The 20,111-nt window shown below is 66.8% G+C and carries 20 protein-coding genes; 5 read left to right on the plus strand and 15 right to left on the minus strand.

Annotated features, from left to right (window positions below; translation table 11 throughout):
- Positions 1-12: 12 nt before the first annotated feature.
- From modB to J8I35_RS05880, 3 genes are all read right to left on the minus strand, one after another.
- Positions 13-690 carry a molybdate ABC transporter permease subunit gene (modB, locus tag J8I35_RS05870; RefSeq protein ID WP_209924752.1) on the minus strand — a complete coding sequence of 226 codons (678 nt, stop codon included), beginning with the start codon at positions 688-690 and terminating at the stop codon, positions 13-15.
- Between the two features lie 10 nt (positions 691-700).
- The gene (gene modA, locus J8I35_RS05875) at positions 701-1,495 is read right to left on the minus strand and encodes a molybdate ABC transporter substrate-binding protein (protein WP_209924753.1); all 795 of its coding nucleotides are present in this window, start codon (positions 1,493-1,495) and stop codon (positions 701-703) included.
- A 179-nt stretch (positions 1,496-1,674) separates the two neighbouring features.
- The gene (locus tag J8I35_RS05880) at positions 1,675-2,373 is read right to left on the minus strand and encodes a phosphatase PAP2 family protein (RefSeq protein WP_050011356.1); all 699 of its coding nucleotides are present in this window, start codon (positions 2,371-2,373) and stop codon (positions 1,675-1,677) included.
- A gap of 258 nt (positions 2,374-2,631) precedes the next feature.
- Here J8I35_RS05880 and J8I35_RS05885 point away from each other — a divergent pair, with 258 nt between their 5' ends.
- Positions 2,632-3,741 carry a PHB depolymerase family esterase gene (locus J8I35_RS05885; RefSeq protein WP_209924754.1) on the plus strand — a complete coding sequence of 370 codons (1,110 nt, stop codon included), beginning with the start codon at positions 2,632-2,634 and terminating at the stop codon, positions 3,739-3,741.
- A gap of 80 nt (positions 3,742-3,821) precedes the next feature.
- Positions 3,822-3,998: a DUF3563 family protein gene (locus tag J8I35_RS05890; RefSeq protein WP_069618521.1), complete on the plus strand. Its 177-nt coding sequence runs from the start codon at positions 3,822-3,824 to the stop codon at positions 3,996-3,998.
- 116 nt (positions 3,999-4,114) lie between these two features.
- On the opposite strand, the gene J8I35_RS05895 is transcribed toward J8I35_RS05890, so the two are convergent.
- The 5 genes from J8I35_RS05895 to J8I35_RS05915 form a co-directional block, all read right to left on the minus strand.
- Positions 4,115-4,534, minus strand: coding sequence for an organic hydroperoxide resistance protein (locus J8I35_RS05895; protein ID WP_050011354.1), 420 nt, complete (start codon positions 4,532-4,534; stop codon positions 4,115-4,117).
- 161 nt (positions 4,535-4,695) lie between these two features.
- Positions 4,696-5,148 carry a MarR family transcriptional regulator gene (locus tag J8I35_RS05900; protein WP_050011353.1) on the minus strand — a complete coding sequence of 151 codons (453 nt, stop codon included), beginning with the start codon at positions 5,146-5,148 and terminating at the stop codon, positions 4,696-4,698.
- A 189-nt stretch (positions 5,149-5,337) separates the two neighbouring features.
- Entirely contained in the window at positions 5,338-6,147 is an 810-nt protein-coding gene (locus J8I35_RS05905; RefSeq protein ID WP_050011352.1) for a BPSS1780 family membrane protein, read from the minus strand.
- A complete protein-coding gene (locus J8I35_RS05910; RefSeq protein ID WP_050011351.1) occupies positions 6,138-7,136 on the minus strand; it encodes a homoserine kinase in 999 nt (332 codons plus the stop codon). The genes J8I35_RS05905 and J8I35_RS05910 overlap by 10 nt, the downstream gene beginning before the upstream one ends.
- 99 nt (positions 7,137-7,235) lie before the next feature.
- Complete coding sequence (locus tag J8I35_RS05915; protein WP_209924755.1) at positions 7,236-7,646, minus strand: hypothetical protein; 411 nt, start codon at positions 7,644-7,646, stop codon at positions 7,236-7,238.
- 129 nt (positions 7,647-7,775) lie between these two features.
- Here J8I35_RS05915 and J8I35_RS05920 point away from each other — a divergent pair, with 129 nt between their 5' ends.
- Positions 7,776-9,302 carry an AMP nucleosidase gene (locus J8I35_RS05920; protein WP_050011350.1) on the plus strand — a complete coding sequence of 509 codons (1,527 nt, stop codon included), beginning with the start codon at positions 7,776-7,778 and terminating at the stop codon, positions 9,300-9,302.
- An 863-nt stretch (positions 9,303-10,165) separates the two neighbouring features.
- On the opposite strand, the gene J8I35_RS05925 is transcribed toward J8I35_RS05920, so the two are convergent.
- From J8I35_RS05925 to J8I35_RS05935, 3 genes are all read right to left on the minus strand, one after another.
- The gene (locus tag J8I35_RS05925; RefSeq protein ID WP_124593244.1) at positions 10,166-11,137 is read right to left on the minus strand and encodes an aldo/keto reductase; all 972 of its coding nucleotides are present in this window, start codon (positions 11,135-11,137) and stop codon (positions 10,166-10,168) included.
- A 26-nt stretch (positions 11,138-11,163) separates the two neighbouring features.
- On the minus strand, positions 11,164-11,967 hold the full coding sequence (locus tag J8I35_RS05930) for a glucose 1-dehydrogenase (RefSeq protein ID WP_050011348.1): 804 nt from the start codon (positions 11,965-11,967) through the stop codon (positions 11,164-11,166).
- Positions 11,968-12,030: 63 nt separating this feature from the next.
- Positions 12,031-12,489: a cupin domain-containing protein gene (locus tag J8I35_RS05935; RefSeq protein WP_089489135.1), complete on the minus strand. Its 459-nt coding sequence runs from the start codon at positions 12,487-12,489 to the stop codon at positions 12,031-12,033.
- A gap of 163 nt (positions 12,490-12,652) precedes the next feature.
- On the opposite strand from J8I35_RS05935, the gene J8I35_RS05940 reads away from it, so the two are divergent.
- Positions 12,653-13,585: a LysR family transcriptional regulator gene (locus J8I35_RS05940; RefSeq protein ID WP_050011346.1), complete on the plus strand. Its 933-nt coding sequence runs from the start codon at positions 12,653-12,655 to the stop codon at positions 13,583-13,585.
- A 260-nt stretch (positions 13,586-13,845) separates the two neighbouring features.
- Here the strand turns inward: J8I35_RS05940 and J8I35_RS05945 are convergent, their stop codons facing one another.
- From J8I35_RS05945 to J8I35_RS05960, 4 genes are all read right to left on the minus strand, one after another.
- Complete coding sequence (locus tag J8I35_RS05945) at positions 13,846-14,409, minus strand: Tautomerase enzyme (RefSeq protein ID WP_209924756.1); 564 nt, start codon at positions 14,407-14,409, stop codon at positions 13,846-13,848.
- Between the two features lie 149 nt (positions 14,410-14,558).
- Entirely contained in the window at positions 14,559-15,551 is a 993-nt protein-coding gene (locus J8I35_RS05950) for a helix-turn-helix domain-containing protein (RefSeq protein ID WP_050011344.1), read from the minus strand.
- Positions 15,552-15,720: 169 nt separating this feature from the next.
- Positions 15,721-16,020 carry a hypothetical protein gene (locus J8I35_RS05955; RefSeq protein WP_124593241.1) on the minus strand — a complete coding sequence of 100 codons (300 nt, stop codon included), beginning with the start codon at positions 16,018-16,020 and terminating at the stop codon, positions 15,721-15,723.
- A 399-nt stretch (positions 16,021-16,419) separates the two neighbouring features.
- The gene (locus J8I35_RS05960; RefSeq protein ID WP_050011342.1) at positions 16,420-17,178 is read right to left on the minus strand and encodes a TIGR00730 family Rossman fold protein; all 759 of its coding nucleotides are present in this window, start codon (positions 17,176-17,178) and stop codon (positions 16,420-16,422) included.
- A gap of 1 nt (position 17,179) precedes the next feature.
- Here J8I35_RS05960 and polA point away from each other — a divergent pair, with 1 nt between their 5' ends.
- A complete protein-coding gene (gene polA, locus J8I35_RS05965; RefSeq protein WP_209924757.1) occupies positions 17,180-19,933 on the plus strand; it encodes a DNA polymerase I in 2,754 nt (917 codons plus the stop codon).
- The last annotated feature ends 178 nt before the right edge of the window (positions 19,934-20,111 follow it).

The raw sequence follows: 20,111 nt of genomic DNA on the forward strand, positions 1-20,111 counted from the left end.
CGGAGGAGGACGTCAAGTCAACTTGCTCCGCCGGGCGCGCGACGGCACGAGCCAGCCGGTCGCGAGCAGCACGAGCACGCAGGTGATCGACGTCACCAGCACGAGGAAGTTGGCCGTGTTGTCGTCGCCGGCCTGCACGGCCGCGTAGATCGCGACCGACAGCGTCTGCGTGCGGCCGGGCAGGTTGCCGGCGATCATCAGCGTCGCGCCGAATTCGCCGAGCGCGCGCGCGAACGCGAGCAGCGCCCCGGCGAGAATCCCGCGCGTAGCGAGCGGCAGCGTGACGCGGAAGAACACCGCGGCTTCGCCGAGCCCGAGCGTGCGCGCGGCGCGCTCGAGATGCGGATCGACGCCCTCGAACGCCGCGCGCGCCGATTTCAGGATCAGCGGAAACGCGACGACCATCGACGCGATCACCGCGCCTTGCCACGTGAACACCAGTTCGATGCCGAACGTGTCGAGCCACGCGCCGAACACGCCGCGCCGGCCGAGCAGCACGAGCAGGTAATAGCCGAGCACCGTCGGCGGCAGCACGAGCGGCAGCGTCAGCACGGAATCGACGACGTCGCGCAGCGGCGAGCGCCAGCGCGCGAGCATGAACGCGGCCGCGACGCCGAGCACGATGTCGAGCGCGGTCGCCCAGCCGGCAACCTTCAGCGACAGCAGTAGCGGGACCCAGGCGTCTTGCATCGCGATTCGCTCACTTGGCGGGCTTGAAGCCGAACGTCGACAGCACGGCCTGGCCCTGCGGCGACGCGACGAAATCGATGAACGACTGCGCCTGCGCGGCGTGGCGGCTGTCCTTGACCACGGCGATCGGGTAGGTGATGGCCGTCTGGGTCGGCACCGTCAGCGCGATTTTCACGCGGCCCGGCATGATCGCCGCGTCGGTGCCGAACACGAAGCCTGCGTCGACCTCGCCGCGCGCGACGTAGTCGAGGCTCTGGCGCACGTTGGCGGCCAGCACGCCCTTCGCGCTGACCGCATCCCACACCCCGGCCGCGCGCAGCGCGCCCTCGGTGTAGCGGCCGACCGGTACCGACGCCGGGTCGCCGTACGCGATGCGCTTCACGCCCGGCGCGGTCAGGTCGTTCAGCGACGTCGGCGCGGCCGCGCGGCTGTCCGCCGGCACGATCAGCACGAGCGAGTTCGCTGCGAAATCGCGGCGCGTGCCGGGCACGATCACCTTCTCGTTCACCGCCCGATCCATCGCCTTCTGGTCGGCCGACGCGAACACGTCGGCCGGCGCGCCCTTGGCGATCTGCTGCATCAGCACGTCCGATGCGCCGAAGTTGAACAGCACCCTGGTGTCCGGATGCTGCTTCTCGTACGCGTCGCCGACGGCCTTGAACGCGTTCGTCAGGCTGGCGGCCGCCGACACGACCAGTTCGTCGGCGGCGCAAGCGGGCGCGCTGAGCGCGATCCCGGCGGCGAGCGTGGCGATCGGCAGTAAGCGAAGCAGGGCGCGGCGAAGCGGACGGACGGTTGAGCGCATGGGAGTTCGTCGTGAATGGGTGGAAACCGTCATCGTAATATAGGGCGGGTTATAACGCTCGACATACTGCTCATGCGGCGGTGCGCATGAAATGATCAGACGTGAAGATCAGACGTGAAAACAGGCGGTGAAAACAGGCGGTGAAAACAGGCGGTGAAAACGGGCGGCCGGGCGGCCGGTCACGCGTGAAGCACAGGCGGCGCCGATTCGGTGCGCTGCAGCGACGACGGCTGCGACGCGGGATGGTAGTTCGGATTGGCCTTCCAGCGCGCGCGGACGAACGGGCGCTCGTGGCCCGACAGTTCCAGCGCGACCTTGGTGACCCAGCGATGCGACGGCACCGTGAGGCCGTGGAGCGCGACGGTGACGAGCGCGAGGCTCGCGACGACCGCCGGCACCGACCAGCGGTGCGGCGCCGCGCGCCACGAGCCGGCGATGAACGCGAGCGCGGCGATCGCGCCGACGATGCAGCCGGTGATCGATTCGGACGGCGAATGCGCGTCGAGCGCGACCCGCGACACGCCGACCGCGACGCCGGCCGCCAGCCCGAGCGCGATGCCGGCGATTCGCACCGGCGTGCGCGTGCGGATCAGCGCGAGGAAAATTGCGACCGGATACACCGACGTCGACAGCATCGCATGGCCGCTGAACCCGGTGAAATCCCACGCGCGGATGCCGATGCCCCAGCCGAGGAACGCGATCTTCGTGAGCGCCACCACGCCGATCGCGGCCGCGAGCACGCCGAGCCACGCGGCCGCGCGCTGCCACGAGTAGCCGAGCGCGAGCCAGACGGCTATCGTGATCGCGAGCGGCAACGTCAGGCCGGCGCCGCCGAACGCGGTGATCATGATCCACAGGTGAGCGGGCAGGTCGAACATCGGGAAGGGGACGAACGAAGGCGGGACAATGCTTAAATCAACGCGCGAGCCGGGAAGAACGACTACAACGGATACAAGCGACCAAACCCCAGTATAGCGCCGCGTCCGCATGAGGCCCGTTTTTTGCGCTGCCGGGCACGCTCGGCGAGCAGGAAAAATCCTGGAAACAATGTTATGGTGCATTGCACAAAGTCAAACGATGCATCCGTTGCGGCGCCTTCATCGCGCCCCTATTTTTCCTGACTGCGAGCCCGATCGATGACCAAAAGTCTGACCAAGGTGTGGCTGGGCGGCATGAAACGCATGCTGTCCCCGGTCGCCAAGCGCGCGGCGCGCGACGCGCAGCGCATCACGCGCGACGCACTCGAGGCCGCGGCCTCTCCCGCCGTGTCCGATCCGTCCCCGCCACGCGAATCGCGCGTGCGGCCGCGCGCGGCCGCGTGGGCGGCGGGCGAGTGGACGCGCGGCGAACATCCGATGGCGCCCGCGCTCGGCCGCCTCGTCCAGAATCTCGCGTACGGGCTTTACGTACCGCCCGGCCGCCGGCGTGGCGCGATGCCGCTCGTCGTGATGCTGCACGGGTGCCAGCAGTCGGCGGACGAATTCGCGCAGGGCACGCGAATGAACCTGCTGGCCGACAAGCACGGCTTCGCGGTGCTGTACCCGGAACAGTCGCCGCGCGCGCACGCGCATGGATGCTGGCACTGGTATGAAGACACCGACCGCGCGGGGCGCGGCGAGGCGGACACGGTGGCGGCGCTGGTCGACGCGCTGGTCGACGCGCACGGCTTCGACGCGTCGCGCGTCTACGTCGCGGGGCTGTCGGCCGGCGCGGGGCTTGCGTCGCTGCTTGCGCTGCACCACCCGGACCGTTTCGCGGCGGTCGCGTTGCACTCGGGCCCCGCGTTCGGCGAAGCGAATTCCGGCATCACCGCGATGGACGTGATGCGCCGCGGGCTGCGGCAGAACCCGGCCGCGGCGGTCGACGCGCTGGTCGATGCCGGTACGTATCCGGGCATGCCCGCGCTGATCGTCCAGGGCGACGGCGATCATGTCGTCGCGCCGAAGAATGCCGATCAGCTGACCGTCCAGTTCATGCGCCTGAACGGGCTCGCCGACAGCCGGGGCGCGCTGCGCGGCGGCGAGCGCGTCGAGACGCGCAAAACGGGCGTCCAGATTACCGACGTGTGCCGCGACGGCGAGCCGGTCGTGCGGCTGTGCCACGTGAAAGGGCTCGATCACGCGTGGGCCGGCGGCGACGAAGCCGTGCCGTTTCACGCGGCGGTCGGCCCCGACGCCAGCGCGATGATCTGGGCTTTTTTCGAAGCCCATCGCCGCACTGTGGCGACCGAACGACGCACCGTTTGATCGACGCTGGTCAAAGACTAGGGTTTTCCCTATAATTCGGGAAAACCCTAGTCCAGAACCTTTGAACAGCGAGATCGACCATGTACCTGCTGAGCCACCTCTTCCTGATGCTGACCAAGAACGCTGAAAAGGCCGCGAAAGAGCGCGCCGACGCGTACCTGGCCGAAGCCACCGACATCTACGATCTCGAATTCCGCATGCGCAAGATCGATCGCGACGCGGCAATGAACCGTCCGTATTCGATCGGCGCGCGCTAAGCGGCGCACGCGGGCCTGCCGGCCCGCCATTTCGACGAATCGCGCAAAAGGGTGCGTGCGGCATGGAGCCGCACGCGCCCTTTTTGTACTCTACTGAAGCCGCAACCTGCGTTGCGTCAGACGACCGTCAGGCGCACCGGCACGTTGTTGCGCGTGGCGTTCGAATACGGGCACACGTGGTGCGCCTTGTCGACCAGCGTTTGCGCGTCGTTCTTGTCCAGCCCCGGCAGCGACACGCGCAGCTCGATGTCGAGCCCGAAGCCGCCTGCGTCGTTCGGGCCGATGCCCACTTCCGCGGTGACTTGCGTATCGGCCGGCAGCGTCTGTTTGTTCTGGCCCGCGACGAATTTCATCGCGCTCAGGAAACAGGCCGAGTAACCTGCGGCAAACAGTTGCTCCGGATTCGTGCCTTCCGCACCCGTGCCGCCGAGTTCGCGCGGCGCGGCCAGCTTCACTTCCAGCTTGTGGTCGGCGGATACCGCGCGGCCGTCGCGGCCGCCCGTGCTCGTGGCGCTGGTCTTGTACAGAATGTTCATCGTGCAGCTCCTGTCGGGAAGAGAGGGAGAAAGCGGTCCGGTTGGACGGGATGTCGCCGGCCATGACCAGAATATAGAACACAAATGATTAGTGTGCAAATCAAATTTTTAAAAAAACCGGCGGCGCCGGGTAGGTCGGTCCGAGTTTCAGCGTGCGAGCGTCAGCGTTCGTTGGCCACCGACAACGCGTCGCGCAACTGCTGGAGATCGGCGCGCAGCCTGATCAGGAAGTCGGGTGTCTGTTGCATCGCGCAAAAGAGGTCGGCGGGCACCGAGCGCGCGCGGTCCTTCAGCGCACGGCCTTCCGACGTCACGCGCACGTTGACGACGCGTTCGTCCGCCGCGCTGCGCACGCGCTCGACGTAGCCGAGCGCTTCCAGCCGCTTGAGCAGCGGCGTGACCGTGGCCGGATCGAGGTCGAGCCGCGCGGCGATGTCCTTTACGGCCAGGTCGTCGCGCTCCCACAGCACGAGCATCGCGAGATATTGGGGATAGGTCAGCGACAGCTTGTCGAGCAGCGGCTTGTACGCCTTCGTCATCGCGTGCGAAGTCGAGTAAAGCGCGAAGCAGAGTTGCTCGTCGAGCGTCTGGGGCAGGGAAGGCGGGCGATCCATGATTCGGGAAGCGCGTCGGATGCGCGAACGATTTGTACGCAAATTATTTTGCGCGCAAAAGATCGGGTTGAACAGAGGCGCCCGAAGCTTTGGATACCGGAAAAGGGAGAGATCAGAAGCGCGCGGGGCGACGACCCGGTGCTGGAAACAGCGCGGCGGCGCTGACGACGCGCGCCGGCCGGGAGAGGGTCAGCGGCCCGACATCGTCGTCGTCGCGCCCGGTTCCTGTACGCCGAAGCAGCCGCGATAGGTCGCGTAGAACGAGCAGTACAGCATCGTGACGATGATGATCGTCACCGGCATCATGATCGTCAGCGCGTACGCGCCGGCGCCGAGCGCCTGCAGCAGCAGCGACAGCGCGAGCGACGTGCCGAGCGCGACGGCGAACCACAGCACGCCGTACACGACGAACGCGCCGCGATTGCGCCAGCAACTGACGACGCTGAAGAACAGCGCCTTCGCGGGCGGAACGTCATGCCACGCGACCAGCACCGGCGCGAACCAGAACAGCATCGCGACCGGCAGATAGAGCAGCGTCGCGAAGAACAGCGCGCCCAGCGTGCCTTGCGCGGCGAGCGTCTCGGGCGTCGTGTTCGCTTCGTCGGCCGCGCCCATCATCACGTGGAACAGCGCGCCGCCGTCCACGAGCGACGACGCGGCGAACACCAGCACCATCGACGCGACGTAGATCACGCCGAGCACGAGCAGCCGCTGGGTCGCGACGGTGCCGTACGAGCGAAAGCCGTCGACGAGGATCGTCGGCATCACGGTCTTGCCGGCCACCGTGTCGCGGCACGCGGCCATGAAGCCGACCGCGATGCCGGGAATGAACACCAGCGGCAGCGCGGAGCCGATCACGGGCACCATCGACACCAGCGTGATCGCGAGCAGATACGTGAAGAACAGCGTGATGAACGCGAGCGGATTCCGGCGGAACAGCCAGATGCCTTGACGGAACCAGACATAGCCCGTTTTCGCGGGCACTTCGATCAGTTGCATGCGGTTTGGATCTCGGGAAGCGCGGGCGTATGCGCGATACGCTCACGCAGGATGCGTTCGAAATGGCCGGGGTCGTGCGGCTTGAGCATCTCGGCCGCGCGCGGCAGGTAGAAGTCGTACAGGCGCGACACCCAGAAGCGGTACGCGCCCGCGCGCAGCATGTCGCTCCAGTGGCGGCGTTCCTCGGCCGTGAACGGCCGGACCGTCTGGTACGCGCGCAGCAGCGCATCGGCGCGCGCGACGTCGAGCACGCCGGTCGCGAGGTCGACGCACCAGTCGTTGACGGTGACCGCGACGTCGAACAGCCACTTGTCGCAGCCTGCGAAATAGAAGTCGAAGAAGCCGCCGAGCCGCACGTCGTGGCCGGTGCCGGGCGCCGCGTGCGCGAACAGCACGTTGTCGCGGAACAGGTCGCAATGGCATGGGCCGGCCGGCAGCGCCGCATAGTCGTCCGACGCGAAGAAGCCGGCCTGGTGCGCGAGCTCGCCTTCGAGCAGCGTGCGTTGCGCGTCCGTGATGAACGGCACGATCGCCGGCACGTTCTCCTGCCACCACGGCAGGCTGCGCAGGTTCGGCTGGCTGCGCGGATAGTCGCGGCCCGCGAGGTGCAGGCGCGCGAGCATCTGCCCGACCTCGATGCAGTGTTCGACTCCGGGCGCGAGTTCGGCCGCGCCGTCGAGTTTCGTGACGATCGCGGCCGGCTTGCCGTGCAGCTCGCCGAACAACGCGCCGTCGTCACGCGGGACCGGGTCCGGCACCGGCACGCCGTGGGCGGCCAGGTGGCGCATCAGGTCGAGGTAGAACGGCAACTGCTGCGCCGTGAGCTTTTCGAAGATCGTGAGGACGTATTCGCCGCGCGTCGTCGTCAGGAAGAAATTGCTGTTTTCGATACCGGACGGAATGCCGCGGAACGCAAGCACGTCGCCCAGTTCGTAGTGGCGCATCCATTGCGCGAGATCGGAGTCGGAAACAGCGGTGAAAACGGCCATGCGGGATGCGTCAGGTCAGGGTGTCGGCACGCGGGCGGCGTGCGGCGCGACAGCGGGTGAAGGGGCGGGGCGGCGCGGTCGGGGCGCGGCGCCTCGGAATCAGTAGCGCAGGTTCAGCGACGGCAGGCGCGTGATCGGGATGCCCGCGTCGTGCGGCTTCGGCGACGTGTCGGGCGTCGAGCTCATCTGGTAGCGCGTGCCGAAGTTCGACTTCACGTCGATCTCGACCGGCTTGCCGCGGTCGCGGTACTCGGTGACTTCGGTGCCGTTCTTGCTCTTTTCGTGGAAGCTCGGCGTGCGGCGGATGTCGGCGAAGTCGACTTTCGACGTGACTTCGGCGCCCGGCCGGTTGATCTTGCGGAGATCGGGCAGGCCGGCGGCTTCGTTGGCCTCGGCCCGGGCCTGCGCAGCGGCGCCCGGCGCGTCGGCGTCAGGCGTGCCGCCGGCGGCATGAGCGACGCTGGCGGCGGCAAACGCGACGGCAGCGGCGACGAAAATGAGCGGCTTCATGATGAGTCTCCAGTGAACCTACCGATTTTAGCAAATACTGCGCGCCATCCGGCCCCGGCGTGCGCAGGGGCGGCCATAAGCGCGACCGGGTTCCGTGGTAATGTCGTCGGATCAGACGAGGTAATGACGATGAAGAACGATTTGAGCCGCCGGCACCGTGTGCTGTCGCCCGAAAGCCCGTCGATCGAGGCTTTCGACGATCCGATCGCTGCCGTCGCGCGGCTGTCCGCCATTTACGACACGAATACGGGCTTCCTGCGCGATGCGTTCGCGCGTTATCGCCGCCACGAAGCGATTACCGAGCACGTGCGCGCATGCTATCCGTTCGTGCGGATCCGCACCGACGTCAACACGCACGTCGATTCGCGCCGCTCGTACGGCTTCGTCGCGGGGCCGGGCGTATTCGAGACGACGGTCACGCGCCCCGATCTCTTCGCGAACTACTACCGCGAGCAACTGCGCCTGCTGGCGAAGAACCACCATGTCAAGATCGAGATCGGCGTGTCGTCGCAGCCGATTCCGATCCATTTCGCGTTTCCGGAAGGCATCCATCTCGAGGGCGAGCTCGATCGCGACCGCCTGCTCGCGATGCGCGACATCTTCGACACGCCCGACCTGTCGTATCTCGACGACCGCATCGTCAACGGCACGTTCGAGCCGGCGCCGGGCGAGCCGCATCCGCTCGCGCTGTTCACGGCCGCGCGCGTCGACTTCTCGCTGCATCGGCTGCGCCACTACACGGCGACGTCGCCCACGCATTTCCAGAACTACGTGCTCTACACGAACTACCAGTTCTACATCGACGAGTTCGTGAAGCTCGGCCGCACGATGATGACGGAAAGCGACGATCCCGAGGTGCGCGCGTACCGCAGCGAGTACAGCGCGTTCGTCGAGCCGGGCGACGTCGTCACGTACAACGCGAACCTCGGCGGCGAGCCGGCCGAGGGCACCGCGCCGCCGCGTCTGCCGCAGATGCCTGCGTATCACCTGAAGCGCGCGGACGGCAGCGGGATCACGATGGTCAACATCGGCGTCGGCCCGTCGAACGCGAAGACGATCACCGATCACATCGCGGTGCTGCGCCCGCACGCGTGGGTGATGCTCGGCCACTGCGCGGGGCTGCGCAACACGCAGCGCCTGGGCGACTACGTGCTCGCGCACGGCTACGTGCGGGAAGATCACGTGCTCGACGCCGACCTGCCGCTATGGGTGCCGATCCCGGCGCTGGCCGAAGTGCAGCTCGCGCTCGAGCGCGGCGTGGCCGAGGTCACGCGGCTCGAGGGCGTGGAACTGAAGCGCGTGATGCGCACGGGCACGGTCGCGAGCGTCGACAACCGCAACTGGGAGCTGCGCGACCATCGGGAGCCCGTGCAGCGGCTGTCGCAGAGCCGCGCGATCGCGCTCGACATGGAAAGCGCGACGATCGCCGCGAACGGTTTCCGCTTCCGCGTGCCGTACGGCACGCTGCTGTGCGTGTCGGACAAGCCGCTGCACGGCGAGCTGAAGCTGCCGGGTATGGCCGACACGTTCTATCGCGGACAGGTCGACCAGCATCTGCAGATCGGGGTGAAGGCGATGGAGATCCTGCGCACGAACGGGCTCGACAAGCTGCATAGCCGGAAGCTGCGGAGCTTCGCGGAAGTGGCGTTCCAGTAACGCGCATGACTGGCAGGCGGGGCGATGTGCTGCCGGGCTTTGCGGCGGCCGGCGCGCGCCTGCCCTGCGTCACCCATCCGGTCGCCGGGACACTCGTCGTGGCCGCAATGTGGCCTTCGTACTCGGACGCGACCATTTTCTCCAATTTGGAAGTTGTCCTATAGTTTTGTCCTTGTCATCGAGAATATGCTCTCCTGCGTGGCGTTCTCCGACGCCCGCACGAAGGAACGGCGAACAGCCGATCCAATTGATTCCTATAATATTGAGAGTAGACATATCCGATGAAAATCAAAATCCTGCTGGCTTCCCTGATGCTCACTGCTTCGCTATCGGCCATGGCTCAAGCGGTGATCGGTCCATCCAAGCCGCAGCCGCCTTGCGAAAGAGAAGCGGTGCTCGGCCCGTCCGATCCTTGCAAACCTGTCGCAGTGGTCGGCCCGAGCAAACCCAAACCGTGTTGGTGCTACATCGTTAAGTAAGCCGTGAAACAGGCGCGCCCATCCTTGGGTGCGCCTCGTTCGCAGGTTGAAGCGCGACAGGGAAGGGAACGCGTCGATGGCGCGACGGAGCGGCCTCTACTGCGCAAGCCCGGGGGAGACACCGGCAGCCTGGAGATTTCATCGTTCATCAGCCGTCGGCTTTTTCCCGTCATTGTGATCGCTCCGGTCTCCGTTCTGAGCGGCGTCATGAAGGCGTGCCCGGCACGGAGGATCGATTGAAGGCGGTGACGGTATTCGTCTGCGTCGCCGTCGGCGGCGTCAGTTGGGTGCGTTGAACTGCATGTGCTCCAGTGGCGCGGGCCGCACGTTCCGTTGTCTTCGCGCAGCGCACGCCTTCAACCGGGTCAGCTCCCCGCATCGCCGTTACCACTGCACCGGTTCGACCGTTCGATTGAACGCGACCTCGAGCAACGCGTTTTCAGCATCGTCGAGCGTCAGATCGAGCGCCGCGAGCGCATCGTCCAAGTGATGCGGCTTCGACAGCCCGACGATCGGCGCGGTGACGCCGGGCCGGTGCAGCGCCCACGCCAGGGCAATCCGCGCGGGCGGTAGCCCATGCGCCTGCGCCACCTGCCTGACCGCATCGACGGTCGCCGCGACCGCGTCGCGCCCGTCGTACCAGGACACCATTTGCCGGTCGGTTGCGGCCCGCGTCGTCGCCGCATCACGCGAGCCGGCCAGTAGCCCGCGGCCGAGCGGGGACCACGGCGTGTAGGCCATCCCTTCTGCGATGCAAAGCGGCAGCATGTCGCGCTCGTCGTCGCGGCAGATCAGGCTGTACTGGCTCTGCATCGACACGAATCGGGCGAGTCCGTGATGCCGTTGAAACGCGAGCATCTTCATGAATTGCCATGCATGCATCGACGACGCGCCGAGGTAGCGGACCTTGCCGCTCCTCACGAGGGTATCGAGCGCATCGAGCGTTTCTTCGATCGGCGTGTCCGGATCGAACCGGTGGATCACGTAGAGATCGACGTAATCCGTCCCGAGGCGCTGCAGCGACGCATCGATGCTGGCGAGCAGATGCTTGCGCGACAGCCCGCGCGCATTCGGCCCGTCGCCGGTCGGAAAGAACGCCTTGGTTGCGATCACCACGTCGTCGCGCGTCGCGAAATCGCGCAGCGCGCGCCCGAGAATGCGCTCGCTCTCGCCGCCCGAGTAGATGTCGGCCGTGTCGAAGAAATTCACCCCCGCATCGAGTGCCGTGCGAATGAAAGGGCGAGCCACCTCTTCGGTCGCGACCCACGGGCGCCATGACGGGTCGCCGTAGGTCATGCAGCCCAGGCACAGCGTCGACACCTTCAGCCCGGACGCTCCCAGTCTCACGTATTCCATCGGTTCTTCCTCCGTGGCAGTGCCGGTCAGCGCATGCCGCCGATCGTGTAGCCGCCGTCGACCAGGAGCGATTCGCCCGTCACGAAGCGCGCTTCGTCGCTGCAAAGCCAGACGGCCGCGTCGGCCACGTCTTCGGGCGTGCCGATCCGCCGGGCGGGCGTGAATGCGGCGAACGGGCGGAACATCTCGTCGTCGCCGAAACGGCGCGCCATCGGCGTATCGATGATGCCGGGGTTCACGTTGTTGATCCGGATGCCGTGCGGGCCGCCTTCGAGCGCCACCGCGCGCACCAGCGCATCGAGCGCGCCCTTGCTGGCCGAATAGGTCGACGAGCCGGCAAGCGCGCCTTTCGCGAGCCACGACGACGTATTGACGATCGCACCGCCGCCGTGCGCGAGCATTGCCTCCATTTCGTATTTGATCGACAGCCACGTACCCTTGAGATTGGTGGCGATCACCGTGTCGAAATCGGCCTCGGTCTGTTCCACGATCGGCGCGAACGCCCCTTCCGTACCCGCATTGTTGAATGCCGCATGCAATGCGCCGTAGCGTCCGATCGTTGCGTCGACGAGCGCACGCACGCCATCGGCGGAGGCGACGTCGATGGTTATCGCGAAGGCTTCGCCGCCGCGCCCGGTAATCGCGCGCACGGTTTCGTCGAGCGGCGCCGCGCGCCGTCCGGCAACGACGACGCGGGCGCCTTCACGCGCGAATGCGAGCGCGGCCGCCCGGCCGATGCCGGTGCCGCCGCCGGTGACGAGCGCGACGCGTCCGTCGAGCCGGGGCCGCGTCGCGGCGGAAGAGGTTGACAGGCTCCGTGAATCGGACATGACGAGTTGCTCCATGTGAAGGGAAACGAGCCGGCCGACTGGCCGGGGGCAGGGTCGAGGTGCTTAGTCCTGGCGGTCGGGCACCGTCAGGGGCGCGCCAGGCGTACCGGCGTAGAACACGATCAGTTCGGCGCGCTCGTCGCCGGTCTCGCCGCGATGGGCGCCGTCGATCATTTCCGGCACCACGTCGCCGGGACCGAGCGCCAGCCGCTTGCCGTCGCTGCGGCGCACGGCGGTGAGGTGGCCCGACAGCACGTAGCCGATGTTGATCGACGGATGCGTATGCCACGGCAATACCGCGTGCGGCGGAATCGTGTAGCGTACGACCGTGATTTCCGGTTGTCCTGACGGATAGGTGCGATATCGCGAGCCGTCCCACGCATGCGTGGTTCGCAGCAGTACCGTCTCGGTCACGCGGCTGCCCGCGTCCGCTTCCTGTGCGATTGCTCGCGGCGAACCGGCGACGATCAATGCGGCCGCGAAGACGGTTCGCGAAACGACTGAAAATGAAAATGTGTTCATGGCGACGGGCCGTTTGGCCCCGGGTATCCAGACAGCGCCATTGTGCGAAGCAGGGTGCCGCGCGAATAGCACCTGACCGGTTGAAACCGATTCAACCGATCGGACAGGCGTTACGATGCCAGGGACGATCGCCCGGGCGTTCCGGGCTTGACGGGAGCTGCGAATGGATCGGTTGAAGGCGCTGACGGTATTCGTCCGTATCGCGGCCGCGGGCGGTATCAGCGCGGGCGCCCGCGAGCTGGGCATGACGCCGCAAGCGGCCAGCAAGCAGGTCGCGGCGCTGGAAGCGCTGTTGAACGTGCGGCTGCTCCAGCGCTCGACGCGCGGGATCGTGCTGACGCTCGAGGGTGAGCGTTTGCTTGCACAGTGCCGCGGCGCTGTCGGGGAACTGGAGAGCGCGCTGCGCATGCTCGACGACGATCGGGCGCACGCGGCCGGCACGATCCGTGTTGCGGCGCCGTATTCGCTGGCTCGGCGCTTTCTCGCGCCACTGCTCGGCGAATTCTGCGACCGGCAGCCGGGCGTCACGGCCGAGCTGATCGTCAGCGACGACATGGCCGACATCGTCGAGCAGCGGATCGACATCGCCGTGCGGACCGGCAATCTGCCCGACAGCGGGCTCGTTGCACGACGCATCGCCGATCTGCAATTGATCGTCTGCGCGGCGCCCGCGTATCTGCGTCGACACGGCGAGCCGCAGACGATCGACGCGCTGCGCGATCATCGTTGCACCGCGTTCCTGTATCCGCGCACCGGCAAGCCGTTTCCGTGGGAATTCCTGGTTGATGGTCGGGTCGACACACGACAGATCGCCCCGTTCATCGCGACCAACGACATCGATGCGGAACTCGACACGGTACTGAGCGGCGCCGCGATCGGCCAGTTCTTCGGCTATTCGGTTCACGCGCACATTCGCGAGGGGCGTCTCGTGCCGCTGCTGATCCGGCACGTGACCTGCCGTTACGGCCTGCACCTGTGCATGCCGCAGCGCATGCATCTGCCGCGGAGGAGCCGTTTGCTGATGGATTTCCTCGCCGCCCGGCTTGGCGCGCATCCGGATCTCGCACCGCTTTCGTTTGCGGAGGTGTCGGCATGACACACGCGTGATCGCGGGCGAGCCTCCGTGCGGCTGCGCGTCGTCGCTCCGCGCTCGCCCATCTTCAAGAGCCCCGGCTGGCAATGACAGTCGTCATGGTCGCGATCGGCGCGTTCGTCGGGCCGTGCGACGTCGTCACGGCCAATGCGAACCCTGGTGGCGAGTCGGGCGAGGTCGCCGCGCCGTTGCGTGCGCCGCAGATGCCCGCATCACCTGAAGCCGGGTTCGGGCATCGGGAGGCGGTACGCGCTCGCCGAGCATCAGTTCGCGAGCTCGGCGGTGCGAGCGAGCGACAGGTCTTGATGCGTCTCGCGCATCGCGGCGAGTGCGGCTTCGAGCATCGCGATCGCATCCGTGCGCCGCTTGATCGCCAGCCGCTGTTCTCCGAGCGCCCGCAGCGATGCGCCGCCGAAATAGTCCATGATGTCGGGCAGGCGGCGCACGACGCCGCGGCTGCCCCAACAGCCGTCGTCGATTTCCGATGGAAAGACCCACACACGCGCCGCGATGGTGGCGATCGGCACGCCTTCCGCGCGAGCCACAGCGGCGGTCACGTCCGCAATCAGCCCAGCACGCGCGGCGTCCGTGTACTGCCCTTCCGGCACGGTCGGCACGATCCGATAGATCGGCGCGGGCGCGACCGCCCCGGCGCGATACACGGCCGCCGGCCGATGGACGAAGATCCATGTCACGTCCCGCACGCGCGGATTGTCGGGATCGAGTCCCTCGTGGCGGATCAGCGTGTCCGTCAGTTCTTCCATCAGTTGTGCTTCGGCATCCGGTGCGAGCGCGCCTTCGGGAATGTATACGTCGATCATCGGCATGATGGTGTCCTGGTTCGGTGGAGAGGGTGCCGCTCCGAGGCGGGGCGACGTGAATCCAGTGTACGAACCTCATGCTGACGCGCAGAGTGGCGAAACTGCCATTCGACGATGCCATTTCCGCCATCGTTTCCGATGCCGGTTGCGCGAGGTTAGGGCGTGAAGCGACGGCGATATTCGCCGGGGGAGATGCCGGTCTCGCGCTTGAACAATTGCCGAAAGCCGCTGATGTCCGCGTAGCCGACGCGCTCGCAGACCGTGTCGATCGCGAGCTTCGTTTCCGCGAGCAGCCGCTTCGCGACTTCGATCCTGAGTGTCTGCAGATACCTGAGCGGCGGCGCGCCCACGGCGTCTCTGAAGCGGCGGTGGAGCGAGCGTTCGCTCATCGCGACGTGATCGCTCAGCCGGGCGAGGCTGAAGGGTTCCCGCAGGTGCTTTTCCATCCAGCGCTGGGCGCGCGCGATGGTTGGATCGTCGTGCCCGCGATGGCCCATCCGGTCGAGGTCGATGAACGAATCCTGCGAGACGCGGTTCATGTCGATCAGCATGAGCCTGGCGACCGACGCGGCAAGGCGCGCATTCGCCAGTTTGTCGATGAGTCGCAGCGCGAGATTCTGGTACGAGGTGACGGCGCCGCCGCACAGGATGCCGTCCTGCTCGGTCAGGATGTCCGACGCACGCAGCGCTACGTCCGGATAGCGTGCGCGGAAGCTCGATGCTTTCGACCAGTGCGTCGTGGCAAGGCGGCCGTCGAGCAGGCCGGCCTCCGCGAGCAGGAATGTGCCGGTGCAGTACGTCGCGATCAGCGTGCCGCGTGCGTGTTGCCGGCGCAGCGCGTCGAACAGTGGCGCGAGCGTTGCGGGCCGATCGAGCAGCCGCTCGAGATCCGCGACGAACGGGCTGGTCAGCCAGATCGCGTCGGCGGGACTGCTGCCGTCGATCGCGCCATCGACCGGGATGATCAGGCCGGAGGTCGTTCGCACCGGCCGTCCGCCGATCGATTCGACGCGCCAGCGAAACGGTGCGCTCGTGCGGCCCTGCGAAGTCGTCGAGGCGAGATGGTTGGCCGCCGCGAGCATGTCAGTCGGCGCGGCGACGCCGGATGCAAGGGCCTGATCGACGACCCAGATTCGGATGAGCGGCATGAGTGGCGGAAATGGCCTCGGAGAAGGGCGATACTACCACCCGGTGCCGAGCGATTTCGCGGGTCGTCAGGCCGTCGATTCATGCGGTCGGCGCTCGACGATCAAAAGGCCGCCCGGCGCCGAAGCGCCCGGGCGGCCTTGCGTGCATCGAGCGACCGCGCCGTGCCGGTCAGCACTCGCCTTTCTTCGCATGTCCCGGCGGGCAGTGATAGCCGCGGCGATCGTCACGGCCGCGATAGCGCTGGTGATCCTCCCACTCGCGGCGTTCCCAGTAGCGGCGGCCGTCCCAGTAGCGGTCGCCATGCCAGCCGATAATGATCGCGGGCGCCGGGGCGACCACGACGGGCGCGGGCGCGACGACGACCGGTGCGGGCGTGCCGATGTTGACGTCGACGTTGACGGCGTGGGCGAGGCCGGACAGCGAAAGGCCGAGGCCGGCGAAGGCAAGGGCGATCAGCGAGCGTTGCATGTTCTTTTCCGTGAGGTCGTTATAAGAGGCCGGCGCGACACGATGGAAGCGAGGGGGACCGTTCCACCGGGGGGAACGCCGCGCCGACACAATGCAGTGTGCTGGTACGCGACGAAAAAGGCGAGGCGTGTTTGTTACGGCGGATTGGCGGCCGGCAGGCGCATGGGAGCGGATACCACGCCGAACCGTTTGACAATGGCGGGCTGCGGGCAGGGCGGGCCGCGCTGTGTCGCACGGCGCCGGCTGCGCGAATTTGACATTCGGCGGCGCGCGGCTGCGGCGCGGGATTAACAGCGCGTTACAAAGTGACACACGGCAGGTGGCGGGATCGCCACGCGTGCCGTGCGGGAAGCCGTCCGCCGTCCGCCGTCCGTCGGGCCGGTGGACGTCACGGATGGATTACAGATAGAACATCCGGTCTTCTTCGGGGCGCGGCGGATGGCCGTCTTCGTCCGAACCTTCTTCCTCGCCGCTGTCCTCGTAGAACGCGAGCACCGCGTCGAGCACCTGGTCGGGGTCGTCGATCACCTGCATCAGATCCATGTCTTCCGGATTGATCAGGCCCATCGGAATCAGTTGATCGCGGAACCATTGCAGCAGCCCCTTCCAGAACTCGCTGCCGACGAGGATGATCGGCACGAGGCGCGATTTTTTCGTCTGGATCAGCGTGAGCACTTCGGACAGCTCGTCGAGCGTGCCGAAGCCGCCCGGCATCACGATCACCGCATCCGAATTCTTCACGAACGTGACCTTGCGCGTGAAGAAGTGGCGGAAGCGCAGCGAGATGTCCTGATAGTGGTTGCCGGCCTGCTCGTGCGGCAGCTCGATGTTCAGGCCGACCGACGGCGCCTTGCCGGCGTGCGCACCCTTGTTCGCGGCTTCCATGATGCCGGGGCCGCCGCCGGAGATCACCGCGAAGCCGGCGTCCGACAGCTTGCGCGCGATCTGCGCGGCGAGCTTGTAGTGCGGCGTGTCGGGTTTGAGGCGGGCAGAACCGTAGATGCTGACAGCCGGGCGGATCTCCGACAGGTACTCGGTCGCCTCGATAAACTCTGCCATAATCGTGAACATCTGCCACGATGCGCGCGCCTTCTTGGCCGTCGCGCGCTCTTGATCTGCGAGCGAACGCAGACTCGGAATCACTTTTCTCTTGTTCATAATGCCTGAAGAACGAAATCTGGAAGGTAAGACCCTGCTATTGGTTGACGGTTCGAGCTATCTGTATCGGGCTTACCATGCGATGCCTGATTTGCGTGGCCCTGGCGGGGAGCCGACCGGAGCGCTCTACGGAATCATCAACATGCTGCGCCGTATGCGCAAGGAAGTCAGTGCAGAGTATAGCGCTTGCGTGTTCGATGCAAAGGGCAAGACGTTCCGCGACGACCTTTATGCCGACTATAAGGCAAACCGTCCGTCGATGCCGCCCGACCTCGCGTTGCAGGTCGAGCCGATCCACGACGCGGTGCGCGCGCTCGGCTGGCCGCTGCTGATGGTCGAAGGCGTCGAGGCCGACGACGTGATCGGCACGCTCGCGCGCGAAGCCGAACGGCACAGGATGAACGTGATCGTGTCGACGGGCGACAAGGATCTCGCGCAGCTCGTGACCGACCGCGTCACGCTCGTCAACACGATGACCAACGAGACGCTCGACCGCGACGGTGTGCTCGCGAAGTTCGGCGTGCCGCCCGAGCGCATCATCGACTACCTCGCGCTGATCGGCGACACCGTCGACAACGTGCCGGGCGTCGAGAAATGCGGGCCGAAGACGGCCGTGAAATGGCTGTCGCAATACGACAGCCTCGATGGCGTCATCGAACACGCGGCCGACATCAAGGGCGTGGTTGGCGACAACCTGCGCCGCGCGCTCGACTTCCTGCCGCTCGGCCGCAAGCTCGTGACGGTCGACACCGCGTGCGATCTCGCACCGCATCTCGACTCGATCGAAGCGTCGCTGAAGAGCGACGGCGAGGCGCGCGACCTGCTGCGCGACATCTTCGCGCGCTACGGCTTCAAGACCTGGCTGCGCGAAGTCGAGAGCGCACCGGCCGAAGGCGGCGGCGCCGACGCGCCGGAAGGCGAGCCGGCTCCGGTGATCGCAGCCGACGTCGTGCGCGAATACGACACGATCCAGACTTGGGAACAGTTCGATGCGTGGTTCGCGAAGATCGATGCGGCCGCGCTGACCGCGTTCGACACCGAGACGACCGCGCTCGATCCGATGCTCGCGCGGCTCGTCGGCCTGTCGTTCTCGATCGAGCCGGGCAAGGCGGCCTACCTGCCGGTCGCGCACCGCGGCCCCGACATGCCCGAGCAGCTTCCGCTCGACGAAGTGCTCGCGCGCCTGAAGCCGTGGCTCGAATCGGCCGATCGCAAGAAGGTCGGCCAGCACCTGAAGTACGACGCACAGGTGCTCGCGAACTACGACATCGCGCTGAACGGCATCGAGCACGACACGCTGCTCGAATCGTACGTGCTCGAATCGCACCGCACGCACGACATGGACAGCCTCGCGCTGCGGCATCTCGGCGTCAAGACGATCAAGTACGAGGACGTGGCCGGCAAGGGCGCGAAGCAAATCGGTTTCGACGAAGTGGCGCTTGAGCAGGCCGCCGCGTATGCAGCCGAAGATGCGGACATCACGCTGCAGCTTCACCAGGCGCTGTATCCGCAGGTCGCGCGCGAGCCGGGCCTCGAGCGCGTGTACCGCGAGATCGAGATGCCGGTGTCGCTCGTGCTGCGCAAGATGGAGCGCACCGGCGTGCTGATCGACGACGTACTGCTGCAGGCGCAAAGCACCGAAATCGCGACGCGCCTGATCGAACTCGAGGGCGAGGCGTACGAACTGGCGGGCGGCGAATTCAATCTCGGCTCGCCGAAGCAGATCGGGCAGATCTTCTTCGAGAAGCTGCAGTTGCCGGTCGTGAAGAAGACGCCGAGCGGCGCGCCGTCGACCGACGAGGAAGTGCTGCAGAAGCTCGCCGAGGACTACCCGTTGCCGAAGCTGCTGCTCGAGCATCGCGGGCTGTCGAAGCTGAAGTCGACCTATACCGACAAGCTGCCGCGGATGGTGAACCCCAGCACCGGCCGCGTGCACACGAATTATGCGCAGGCAGTCGCGGTGACGGGCCGCCTTGCGTCGAACGACCCCAATCTTCAGAACATTCCGGTGCGCACGGCCGAAGGCCGGCGCATCCGCGAGGCGTTCATCGCGTCGCCGGGCCACCGGATCGTGTCGGCCGACTATTCGCAGATCGAACTGCGGATCATGGCGCACATCTCGGGCGACGCGTCGCTGCTGCGCGCGTTCTCGCAAGGCGAGGACATCCACCGCGCGACGGCCGCCGAGGTGTTCGGCGTGACGCCGCTGGAGGTCAATTCCGACCAGCGCCGGATTGCGAAGGTGATCAACTTCGGGCTCATCTACGGGATGAGCGCGTTCGGGCTCGCATCGAATCTCGGCATCACGCGCGACGCGGCGAAGCTCTATATCGACCGCTATTTCACGCGCTATCCGGGCGTCGCGCAGTACATGGAAGACACGCGCGCGATCGCGAAGGAGAAGGGCTACGTCGAAACCGTGTTCGGTCGCCGCCTGTGGCTGCCGGAGATCAACGGCGGCAACGGTCCGCGCCGCCAGGCGGCCGAGCGCGCGGCCATCAATGCACCGATGCAGGGCACGGCGGCCGACCTGATCAAGCTGTCGATGATCGCGGTGGACGACTGGCTCACGCGCGACCGGCTTGCGTCGCGGATGATCATGCAGGTGCACGATGAACTGGTGCTCGAGGTGCCCGACAGCGAGCTGTCGCTCGTGCGCGAGAAACTGCCGGAAATGATGTGCGGCGTCGCGAAGCTGAAGGTGCCGCTGGTCGCCGAAGTGGGCGCCGGCGCGAACTGGGAAGAGGCACACTGACGCACCCCGTGCGATTCCCCGCTTCCCGCGGCATATTGTTGCAGGGATGCCAAATATCGAGATGGTTTGCTTGTGGTCAACGCGCAAGCTCCCGGACAATGCATGTCAGTCATGTCATTGACGCGGGGCGGCGCGCCCCGCGTGCCGGATCGGTCGCATCGTAGTGCTTCGAACTGCA

Source organism: Burkholderia sp. CpTa8-5 (genome assembly GCF_017815045.1).
Taxonomy (GTDB): Bacteria; Pseudomonadota; Gammaproteobacteria; order Burkholderiales; family Burkholderiaceae; genus Burkholderia; species Burkholderia sola.

Coding starts and splice junctions, on each gene's coding strand:
- modB (WP_209924752.1), bottom strand. CDS start 690: ATGCAAGACGCCTGGGTCCCGCTACTGCTGTCGCTGAAGGTTGCCGGC.
- modA (WP_209924753.1), bottom strand. CDS start 1,495: ATGCGCTCAACCGTCCGTCCGCTTCGCCGCGCCCTGCTTCGCTTACTG.
- J8I35_RS05880 (WP_050011356.1), bottom strand. CDS start 2,373: ATGTTCGACCTGCCCGCTCACCTGTGGATCATGATCACCGCGTTCGGC.
- J8I35_RS05885 (WP_209924754.1), top strand. CDS start 2,632: ATGACCAAAAGTCTGACCAAGGTGTGGCTGGGCGGCATGAAACGCATG.
- J8I35_RS05890 (WP_069618521.1), top strand. CDS start 3,822: ATGTACCTGCTGAGCCACCTCTTCCTGATGCTGACCAAGAACGCTGAA.
- J8I35_RS05895 (WP_050011354.1), bottom strand. CDS start 4,534: ATGAACATTCTGTACAAGACCAGCGCCACGAGCACGGGCGGCCGCGAC.
- J8I35_RS05900 (WP_050011353.1), bottom strand. CDS start 5,148: ATGGATCGCCCGCCTTCCCTGCCCCAGACGCTCGACGAGCAACTCTGC.
- J8I35_RS05905 (WP_050011352.1), bottom strand. CDS start 6,147: ATGCAACTGATCGAAGTGCCCGCGAAAACGGGCTATGTCTGGTTCCGT.
- J8I35_RS05910 (WP_050011351.1), bottom strand. CDS start 7,136: ATGGCCGTTTTCACCGCTGTTTCCGACTCCGATCTCGCGCAATGGATG.
- J8I35_RS05915 (WP_209924755.1), bottom strand. CDS start 7,646: ATGAAGCCGCTCATTTTCGTCGCCGCTGCCGTCGCGTTTGCCGCCGCC.
- J8I35_RS05920 (WP_050011350.1), top strand. CDS start 7,776: ATGAAGAACGATTTGAGCCGCCGGCACCGTGTGCTGTCGCCCGAAAGC.
- J8I35_RS05925 (WP_124593244.1), bottom strand. CDS start 11,137: ATGGAATACGTGAGACTGGGAGCGTCCGGGCTGAAGGTGTCGACGCTG.
- J8I35_RS05930 (WP_050011348.1), bottom strand. CDS start 11,967: ATGTCCGATTCACGGAGCCTGTCAACCTCTTCCGCCGCGACGCGGCCC.
- J8I35_RS05935 (WP_089489135.1), bottom strand. CDS start 12,489: ATGAACACATTTTCATTTTCAGTCGTTTCGCGAACCGTCTTCGCGGCC.
- J8I35_RS05940 (WP_050011346.1), top strand. CDS start 12,653: ATGGATCGGTTGAAGGCGCTGACGGTATTCGTCCGTATCGCGGCCGCG.
- J8I35_RS05945 (WP_209924756.1), bottom strand. CDS start 14,409: ATGCCGATGATCGACGTATACATTCCCGAAGGCGCGCTCGCACCGGAT.
- J8I35_RS05950 (WP_050011344.1), bottom strand. CDS start 15,551: ATGCCGCTCATCCGAATCTGGGTCGTCGATCAGGCCCTTGCATCCGGC.
- J8I35_RS05955 (WP_124593241.1), bottom strand. CDS start 16,020: ATGCAACGCTCGCTGATCGCCCTTGCCTTCGCCGGCCTCGGCCTTTCG.
- J8I35_RS05960 (WP_050011342.1), bottom strand. CDS start 17,178: ATGAACAAGAGAAAAGTGATTCCGAGTCTGCGTTCGCTCGCAGATCAA.
- polA (WP_209924757.1), top strand. CDS start 17,180: ATGCCTGAAGAACGAAATCTGGAAGGTAAGACCCTGCTATTGGTTGAC.